At 43.6% G+C, this 9,901-nt stretch carries 7 protein-coding genes and 1 pseudogene; all 8 read right to left on the reverse strand.

From position 1 onward, the window contains the following. Positions 1-7 precede the first annotated feature (7 nt). Positions 8-421, reverse strand: a complete 414-nt coding sequence (gene rpsL / locus SORDD15_RS07155) for a 30S ribosomal protein S12 (RefSeq protein ID WP_001142332.1) — start codon at positions 419-421, stop codon at positions 8-10. 318 nt (positions 422-739) lie between these two features. Beyond that, complete coding sequence (locus tag SORDD15_RS07160; protein WP_061415950.1) at positions 740-1,339, reverse strand: response regulator transcription factor; 600 nt, start codon at positions 1,337-1,339, stop codon at positions 740-742. A gap of 1 nt (position 1,340) precedes the next feature. Further along, complete coding sequence (locus SORDD15_RS07165; RefSeq protein WP_061415952.1) at positions 1,341-2,438, reverse strand: sensor histidine kinase; 1,098 nt, start codon at positions 2,436-2,438, stop codon at positions 1,341-1,343. 4 nt (positions 2,439-2,442) lie between these two features. After that, positions 2,443-3,177, reverse strand: a complete 735-nt coding sequence (locus SORDD15_RS07170; RefSeq protein ID WP_061415954.1) for an ABC transporter permease — start codon at positions 3,175-3,177, stop codon at positions 2,443-2,445. 12 nt (positions 3,178-3,189) lie between these two features. Next, positions 3,190-4,065: an ABC transporter ATP-binding protein gene (locus SORDD15_RS07175; RefSeq protein WP_061415956.1), complete on the reverse strand. Its 876-nt coding sequence runs from the start codon at positions 4,063-4,065 to the stop codon at positions 3,190-3,192. Further along, the gene (locus SORDD15_RS07180; RefSeq protein WP_061415958.1) at positions 4,052-4,246 is read right to left on the reverse strand and encodes a hypothetical protein; all 195 of its coding nucleotides are present in this window, start codon (positions 4,244-4,246) and stop codon (positions 4,052-4,054) included. Before SORDD15_RS07180 ends, SORDD15_RS07175 begins: the two co-directional genes overlap by 14 nt. Next, positions 4,243-4,449: a hypothetical protein gene (locus SORDD15_RS07185; protein WP_061415960.1), complete on the reverse strand. Its 207-nt coding sequence runs from the start codon at positions 4,447-4,449 to the stop codon at positions 4,243-4,245. Before SORDD15_RS07185 ends, SORDD15_RS07180 begins: the two co-directional genes overlap by 4 nt. 251 nt (positions 4,450-4,700) lie before the next feature. Continuing rightward, positions 4,701-9,901, reverse strand: a pseudogene (locus SORDD15_RS10565) (YSIRK signal domain/LPXTG anchor domain surface protein); the annotation flags it as partial.

The raw sequence follows: 9,901 nt of genomic DNA on the forward strand, positions 1-9,901 counted from the left end.
CCTTTCCTTATGCTTTTGGACGTTTAGTACCGTATTTAGAACGGCCTTGTTTACGATCGTTAACACCTGCAGTATCAAGTGCACCACGGACGATATGGTAACGTACCCCTGGAAGGTCTTTTACACGTCCACCACGAAGAAGCACCACGCTGTGTTCTTGCAAGTTGTGTCCGATACCTGGGATGTAGGCAGTAACTTCGATAAGGTTGCTCAAACGTACACGAGCGAATTTACGAAGGGCAGAGTTAGGTTTTTTAGGTGTCATTGTTCCAACACGAGTTGCAACACCACGTTTTTGTGGTGAAGAAACATTTGTTTGAACTTTTTTATGACTGTTGTAACCAACGTTCAAAGCTGGTGATTTAGATTTTTCTACTTTTGATTTACGCGGTTTGCGAACCAATTGGTTAATTGTAGGCATCTACATTCTCCTGTGTTTTTTTATTTTTGGTGATGATACACTTGGTGACAGCTACCATCTGTGTGTACTTTTGCAACATTTGTCAGCACGTCCCTGTACACTTTTGAGAGACCAAAAGTAAAAAGTACCGTCTATTATTGTAACACAATTTTTCCTTCATTGTCAAGATATTTTTCATTTTTATTCTGATCTTTTAACTCTTTGACACTAGCTTTCACCGCTTTTCTAAACCCGAAAAGGAGGCAAGTTGCCTCCTCCTTTCTAGTATGGATTTCCTTCGATTCAAGTTGTCATTTCGGAATTGTTTAACTCTTCTTATCAAAGCCAACCAGATTCTTTTGCAATGTTGGCTGCCTCTGTTCGATTACCAGCATCTAGTTTCGAAAGAATATTGGTGACATAGTTTCGGACGGTTCCATTTGATAGATAAAGCTGATCTGCGATTTCTTGATTAGACAAGCCCTGAGCGATTCCCTTTAAAACAGCGATTTCTTGCTCTGTTAACGGATTGGGGTGCGTCATCACCACTTCCATCAATTCAGGCGAATATTCCTTACGTCCTTCAAGAACAGTGTGCAAGGTTTGCATGAGGTCTGAAATGCTTCTTTCTTTCAAGACATAAGCATCCACTCCAGCCTTGACCGCACGTTCAAAATAGCCGGGGCGTTTGAAGGTCGTTACTACAACTACCTTTGTTTCTAGCTTTTCTGCTCGTATCCACTCCAAGACTTCGAGGCCTGTCTTAACAGGCATTTCTACGTCAAGAATGGCGATATCTACTGTCTCTTTTTCTAGGAGTTGGATTGCTTCTTGGCCATCCTTGGCTTGTAGGACAGACTCTACATCTGGTTGAAAGGTAAGCAACTGGCACATCGCATCTCGCAACATACTTTGATCTTCTGCAACAAGTAGTTTCATCTTAGTTTCTCTCCTTATAAGGTAGCCGAACCTGCACTTCAGTTGGATGTTTCTGACTGATCACTTTTACTTCTCCTGAAAAAGGAAGGACACGGTCTCGAACGGTATGGAGTTCATCCCCTTTTAGAGAAGCAAAGCCACAGCCATCATCTCTCACTGTTAGAATGAGTTCTTTCTCTGTTCGTTCTAATTTCAAGTAAGCTTTGGATGCTTTGGCATGTTTGATGATGTTGGTCACTAACTCAAGCAAAATCATGGAGGCAGTTGATTCTAATTCCTGAGTTAGGCTAGCTGTATCTAGTTGGTGATCGATTTCTGTTTCAATTCCTGCAATTTCCAGCATTTTTTTAACAGTCGCAAATTCGGAAGCAAGGGTTCTGGTTTTAAGATTTTCGATAATTGTACGGACTTCATTCATGGATTCTTTACTAATCTGATGAATTTCTTTTAACTCTTTTTCCACTTGAGGATAGGCCTGCATTTGAAGAAGCTGGAGGGCAAGGTCCGTCTTCACACTCAACATGGCAAAGGTATGGCCTAGACTGTCATGAAGATCCTGACCGATACGACTGCGTTCATTTTCAGCCAAGAAAAGATTAAGTTTGGCATTTTGCTTTCTCTTTTCTTCTTTTAATTCTTCTGTCATCCGAATTCGATAGAGACCAAAAGTCAAGGCATCAGAAAAGACAAAAGTCACTAAGAAAAAGAGCAGTTGCCAGGGACTAACTTGATCGACCATATAAATCCCTGCCAAAATTAACGGTTGCAAGACAATAAAACTGACAAAACGCCAAGAGTGAAAAGAAATCTCATCCAGTTGGTAAATAAGGAGATTGGATAAATAAAAGATAAACCAAGCAAAGCTCGCATTCAGCCAGACGGAACTGTAAAAAATGTAGGCAAACATGATCCACCAAGCCAGCCACTGCACAATGCGATTTTGACTGACTAAAACCGAATAGAAAGCTAGGACAAATAGTAAAGTCCACAACAAGGTTAAAAGCGGGTACTCTCCAACGATGACACCCGCTATAGGAAAGATGATAAACACTGTTGAAATATGAAACATATAATGAGTGTTTTTTAATTTTTCCAACATAGATTTATTTTACCTCGATCCGTTTTTTCAGTTGGATTACCAATACACCAAAGAAAACTGTATAACCTAGTACAACCAAGGCAGCAAGAATATTAAACTCGTGATGCTCCAAATAAGTAGAGACAACCTGCATCAGTTGATAGGTTGGAGTCAGTTTTCCAATGGATTGGAGCCATTCTGGGAAGGAACTTAAAGGGAACCAGATTCCACCTAGGACAGCCAAAGCAATGTAGGCAATATTTCCAATCACCGTCATCAATTGAGCACTGGGAAGCAAGCTCACCAATACCCCCATGCTGATAAAGACCACGCTTCCGACCAGCAAAATAACTCCAATCACCAACCAATCAAGCCAAGGAAGAGTCACTCCACGGACAAAATGACCAACCGAAAAGACAACAATAATTGATAACAAGAAAGTCAGTAGGGTACTGAACAGTTTTGATACATAATATTCTACCATAGATACGGGAGAATGTTGAATCAATTTTTGCCAGTTATTCGTCTTGTCGGATTCGAGTGTGCTAGGAATACTGAAAAAGGCGCTTGACATGATACTAAAGAGCGTCATGGCAAAAAGATAGGCTTGAAGAGCAATTTCTGGAATATCTAACCCTGACATCATACCAGAAAATATAAGGTAAAACACACTTGGGAGTCCGATGGATAGCAAGTAGTAGACAGCTTGCCGTTTCATCTGAATGATTTCCACTTTCATAAGACTTGTCATATTTTTCATCGTCAATCTCCTTTAGTCTTGAGTCGTTTCGAAAATGCTGTCTAAGAGAGTTCGATTGCGAACTTCAATTTCTTCGATCGTGCAGCCCTGTTCTTGCAAGACTTTCCATACCTGGCTGGCTTCTTTGGTTGTGAAGGAAAGAGCATTTTGCTTGATTTCAATCTCTTGAACCTGGTCCAAAGTGCTGATAACTTCCTGATAAGTTAGAGGTACCGTAAAATGTTTTTCTTGTTCTTCACCACGCATGGCATAAGGCGTCGTATCGCGAATCAATTCTCCCTTGTGGAGGACCAAAATACGGTCAGCCGTATGCTCTACCTCTTCGATGTAGTGAGAAGAATAGACAATGGTCACTCCATTTTTCTTTAACTGAGTGACAATCTCCCAAAAATGCTGACGTGTCGAGGTATCCATGGCAGCAGTTGGCTCGTCTAAAAATAGAATTTTCGGACGACCTATTAAAGCCAACACAAAAGAGAACAAGCGTTTTTGCCCACCAGACAACTTGCCCGCTAGCTGATCTTTCTGCTTGTCTGAAAATCTCAGCAAGTCATCAATTTCTTTGTCTGAAAGGCTGTCGGGATAAAGTGACTTAAAAAATGATAAAAGTTCTTTCACTTTCAAACTTTGAACAACTGCATTTTCTTGGGGCAAGACAGAAATAAGTTGCTTTAATCGAGGATCTGTTGGTGCAAACCCTTGAATGGCTATCTGACCTGAGCTCATGAACTTGTCGCCCAAGAGGCAATCAATCAAGGTTGTTTTTCCTGCTCCGTTAGGCCCAATCAAGGCGACACATTCACCATCGTTGATTTCAAAGGAGATGTTCCGCAAGATCTCCTTGTCTTTTATTTTCTTACTCAATTTCTCAACTTTAATCACAGTCATGAGATTCTCCTTTCAACCACTTCATTCCCATAGGGAAAACAACGAAAATCATAAATCCAAAACCCCAAGCACCACGAATAAATTGGAGAAGCAAGGTTTGGTCAAACCAACCAGTAAACATTTCCACTAACCATACCAAGAGTGACAGGCCGATAAAGAAATAGATGATTGCTTTTTTCATTCCTCAAACTCCTTTTTCACATCTCTGACCAATTTCAAACCTTCTCTGACAAGCCAAGACATCATTCCAAAGCCAGCAAAGAGCTCCCAAGGAAAATGGTAGAAACTCTCGTCCAATCCTGAAAACATGAGATAGGTCATAACTCCTGCTGCTACTAAACTCACTGCGACAATCATTTTATTTTTCATTTCTTCTTCCTCCATTTCATACTTCAATTATAGTCTTTTGAAGTTAGCGGAGCTAGATGCTTCTGTCACTAGGAAATATGACAAATGTCATAAAAAAAGAGGCTGGGACAAAAGTCTAACCTTAAATATAAAAAGCGAACAAAACGAGTTATCTGACATTCAGAATTCGGTCTTGTTCGCTTTTTTGTCTAATCTATCGATTTTAAAAATTTAGAATAAAGAATTCCTAAAATCAAAATCTTTTTGTCCCAGCCTCTTAAAAATGATTAGTCTGATTCATCGTTTCGTTTCTTTTTACCTAGCAATCCAAGTGTCATAGCACCTGCTAGGGCTGTCAGAATTCCTAGATTTTTCAAACCATCTTCTTGACTTCCTGTATTTGGAAGTTGATTTTTTTCTACAGAGATGTTTTGAGTCAATTGATCTGGTTTCGAATCAGATACTGAAAGTTCTTTTTTATCAGACGGCTTCACTTGCTCTGGAAGTTCTACTACTGCTGGGGTATAGAATCCTGAAATAATATTTCCATTGCGATCTTTACGGATCACTTTCACACCTTTAGCTTGTCCTACAAAGTCTGCCTCAGGGGTAAAGGTGACGGTACCATCTGGTGAGATTACATAAGTTCCTTCACCTAGAACGACTTTTTCAGTTGTTCCATCTTCAAAGGTTGGCGGAACTGTCAGATCGACATCACCTGTAAAGTTTGGTTTACCAGTCTGAGTTTGACCTTTAAGACCTTCTGATGTCGCATCACTCACTTGTGTTTGTCCAAGGACAGTTGGTGTGTAGCGAGCAGTAACTGCATTTCCATACACATCCAAACGTTTCACAATCAATCCTTTAGCTGTACCAACAAAGTCTGGTTCTGGAGTAAAGATAATCTTACCATCTTTATCAATTGTATAACTTCCTTCACCCGGAACAACCATAGTCGTGCTACCATCCTCAAATGTTGGTGGTACAGTCGAATCGATATGTCCTTCAAACACTGGTGTTGCCACTTGTGGTTGGCCTTTTGCTCCTGTAGAAGTTGTGTCATGACCAGTAGATGGATCTACAACTGTTGGACGATAGCTTGCAGCAACTGGAGTACCGTTCTTATCCTGGCGGACAATCGTTACGCCTGTTCCTTTTCCTACAAAATTAGCTTCTGGAGTGAAGGTGACGATGCCATCTGGTGAGATTACGTAAGTTCCTTCACCTGGAATCACTTTTTCAGTTGTTCCATCTTCAAATGTTGTCGCCACAGTTTCATCGATTGGAACAAGCGGATTACCACCTTCAAATGTTGGCGTACCTGTTTGAACAAGACCCTTAATGTTAACTGAAGAAGTATCTTTACCAGTTGGTGTTACTTTCGTAAACTCTGGGCTGTAAGTCGCAGTAACTGGGGTGCCATTCTTATCCACACGTTTGACTGTGACTGGATCTGGGGTGCCTACAAATTGCTTGTCTGGAGTGAAGGTTACAGTTCCATCTGGCGCAATCGTGTAAGTTCCTTGACCTGGAATAGACTTCTCTTTGCTTCCATCTGCGAAGGTTGGCTCAACTGTTTCATCGATTGGAACAAGTGGGTCTCCACCTTGGAAAGTTGGGGTACCCTTTTGCGGTTGACCTTGGATACCATTTGAAGTGGCGTCCGTTGAAGTTGGGGTTACTTCTTTCACCACCGCTTGGTACTTAACGGTAACAGGAGTTCCGTTGGCATCCACTCGAGTCAATTCAAGTTCTGGTGTTTCACCCTTGAACTGTTTATCAGGAGTGAAGGTCAACTTGCCGTCTACGTCCACTTCGAACTTACCAACATTTGGCACTTCTTTCACAGTTGTACCATTGTCAAATAGTGGAGTTGAATCAGCTGGGAATGGAACAGAGTCATGGCCTGGAGTGAAGGTCACTTTACCTTCTTGGACCTGACCTTGAAGTCCTTCTGTCTTATCACCCGAACCAGTTGGGGTTACTTTCGTAAACTCTGGACTGTAAGTCGCAGTGACTGGAGTTCCGTTCTTATCCACACGCTTCACTGTAACTGGATCTGGGTTTCCGACAAACTGTTTGTCTGGAGTGAAAGTTACAGTTCCGTCTGGGGCAATCGTGTAAGTTCCTTGACCTGGAATAGATTTCTCTTTGCTTCCATCTTCGAAGGTTGGCTCAATTGTTTCATCAATTGGAACCAGTGGGTCGCCACCTTGGAAGCTTGGAGTGCCTGTTTGTGGAACACCCTGAGGACCTGTGCTGGTTGCGCCAGTTCCTGTAGGAGTTACCTTGGTTACTGTTGGGGTATAGGTCGCAGTCACCGGGGTGCCATTCTTATCGACACGTTTGACTGTGACTGGATCTGGTTTTCCGACAAACTGCTTGTCTGGTGTGAAGGTTACAGTTCCATCTGGCGCAATCGTGTAGGTTCCTTGACCTGGAATAGACTTCTCTTTGCTTCCATCTGCGAAGGTTGGCTCAATTGTTTCATCAATTGGAACCAGTGGGTCACCACCTTGGAAGGTTGGAGTGCCCTTTTGCGGTTGACCTTGGATACCATTTGAAGTGACGTCCGTTGAAGTTGGAACTACTTCTTTCACCACCGCTTGGTACTTGACTGTAACAGGAGTGCCGTTGATATCCACACGAGTCAATTCAAGTTCTGGTGTTTCTCCCTTGAACTGTTTGTCTGGTGTGAAGATTACCTTGTCCTCTGCGTCCACTTCAAACTTACCAACATTTGGCACTTCCTTCACAGCTGTACCATTGTCAAATAATGGAGTCGAATCAGCTGGAAATGGAACTGAGTCATGGCCTGGTGTGAAGGTCACTTTACCTTCTTGGACCTGACCTTGCAGACCTTCTGTCTTATCACCTGAACCAGTTGGGGTTACTTTCGTAAACTCTGGACTATAAGTCGCAGTCACTGGAGTGCCGTTCTTATCCACGCGTTTAACCGTTACTGGGTCTGGTTTGCCTACAAACTGCTTGTCTGGGGTGAAAGTTACAGTTCCATCTGGCGCAATCGTGTAAGTTCCTTGACCTGGAATAGACTTCTCTTTGCTTCCATCTGCGAAAGTTGGCTCGACTGTTTCATCGATTGGAACCAGTGGATCGCCACCTTGGAAGCTTGGAGTTCCTGTTTGTGGAACACCTTGAGGGCCTGTGCTGGTTGCGTTAGTGCTGGTTGGAACTACTTCTTTGACCACTGCTTGGTACTTGACTGTAACAGGAGTGCCGTTGGCATCCACACGAGTCAATTCAAGTTCTGGTGTTTCTCCCTTGAATTGCTTATCTGGGGTGAAGGTTACCTTACCGTCTGCGTCTACTTCGAACTTACCAACATTTGGCACTTCTTTCACAGTTGTACCAGTGTCAAATAGTGGAGTTGAATCAGCTGGAAATGGAACAGAGTCATGGCCTGGCGTGAAGGTCACGTTACCTTCTTGTACCTGACCTTGAAGCCCCTCTGTCTTATCTCCCGTACCAGTTGGTGTTACTTTCGTAAACTCTGGGCTGTAAGTCGCAGTAACTGGGGTGCCATTCTTATCGACACGTTTGACTGTGACTGGATCTGGGTTTCCGACAAACTGCTTGTCTGGAGTGAAGGTTACAGTTCCATCTGGCGCAATCGTGTAGGTTCCTTGACCTGGAATAGACTTCTCTTTGCTACCATCTTCGAAGATTGGCTCGACTGTTTCATCGATTGGAACCAGTGGGTCACCACCTTGGAAGGTTGGAGTACCTGTTTGTGGAAGGCCTTGAGGACCTGAGCTGGTTGCGTTAGTTCCTATTGGGGTTACCTTAGTCACTGTTGGGGTATAGGTCGCAGTAACTGGGATGCCATTCTTATCTACGCGTTTGACTGTGACTGGAGCTGGTTTTCCGACAAACTGCTTGTCTGGTGTGAAAGTTACAGTTCCATCTGGTGCAATTGTGTAAGTTCCTTGACCTGGAATAGACTTCTCTTTGCTTCCATCTGCGAAGGTTGGCTCAATTGTTTCATCAATTGGAACCAGTGGGTCACCACCTTGGAAGGTTGGAGTGCCTGTTTGTGGAAGGCCTTGAGGACCTGTGCTGGTTGCGCCAGTTCCTGTAGGAGTTACCTTGGTTACTGTTGGAGTATAGGTCGCAGTCACTGGAGTGCCGTTCTTATCCACGCGTTTAACCGTTACTGGATCTGGTTTTCCGACAAACTGCTTGTCTGGAGTGAAGGTTACAGTTCCATCTGGTGCAATCGTGTAGGTTCCTTGACCTGGAATAGACTTCTCTTTGCTTCCATCTTCGAAGGTTGGCTCTACTGTTTCATCGATTGGAACCAGTGGGTCACCACCTTGGAAGCTTGGGGTGCCCGTTTGTGGAAGGCCTTGAGGACCTGAGCTGGTTGCGTTAGTTCCTATTGGGGTTACCTTAGTCACTGTTGGGGTATAGGTCGCAGCCACTGGGGTGCCATTCTTATCGACACGTTTGACTGTGACTGGATCTGGAGTTCCAACGTACTTCTTATCAGGCGTAAAGGTAATAGAGCCATCTGGATTGATGCTGTATTCACCTACACCTGAAACTGTCTTCGTTGACTGACCATCTTCGAAAGTCATTGGTTTCGTATCATCAATTGGAACAGCTGGATTACCTGCTGTAAAGGTTGGGGTGCCCTTTTGCGGTTGACCTTGGATACCATTTGAAGTGGCATCCGTTGAAGTTGGAACTACTTCTTTCACCACCGCTTGGTACTTGACTGTAACAGGAGTGCCGTTGATATCCACACGAGTCAATTCAAGTTCCGGTGTTTCACCCTTGAACTGTTTATCAGGAGTGAAAGTCACCTTACCATCTGCATCTACTTCGAACTTACCAACATTTGGCACTTCCTTCACAGCTGTCCCATTGTCAAATAGTGGAGTTGAATCAGCTGGGAATGGAACAGAGTCATGGCCTGGAGTGAAGGTCACTTTACCTTCTTGTACCTGACCTTGAAGCCCCTCTGTCTTATCTCCCGTACCAGCTGGGGTTACTTTCGTAAACTCTGGACTGTAAGTCGCAGTAACTGGGATGCCATTCTTATCTACGCGTTTGACTGTGACTGGAGCTGGTTTTCCGACAAACTGCTTGTCTGGTGTGAATGTTACAGTTCCATCTGGTGCAATTGTGTAAGTTCCTTGACCTGGAATAGACTTCTCTTTGCTTCCATCTGCGAAGGTTGGCTCTATTGTTTCATCAATTGGAACCAGTGGGTCACCACCTTGGAAGCTTGGGGTGCCCGTTTGTGGAAGGCCTTGAGGACCTGTGCTAGTTGCCCCAGTTCCTGTAGGAGTAACCTTGGTGAATTCTGGACTGTAAGTCGCAGTCACTGGAGTTCCGTTCTTATCCACACGTTTCACTGTGACTGGATCTGGTTTACCAACGAACTGCTTATCTGGAGTGAAGGTTACTGTACCATCTGATGCAATCGTGTAGGTCCCTTGACCTGGAATCACTTTTCCTTGTC

It is taken from the genome of Streptococcus oralis (assembly GCF_001578935.1).
GTDB lineage: Bacteria > Bacillota > Bacilli > Lactobacillales > Streptococcaceae > Streptococcus > Streptococcus oralis_R.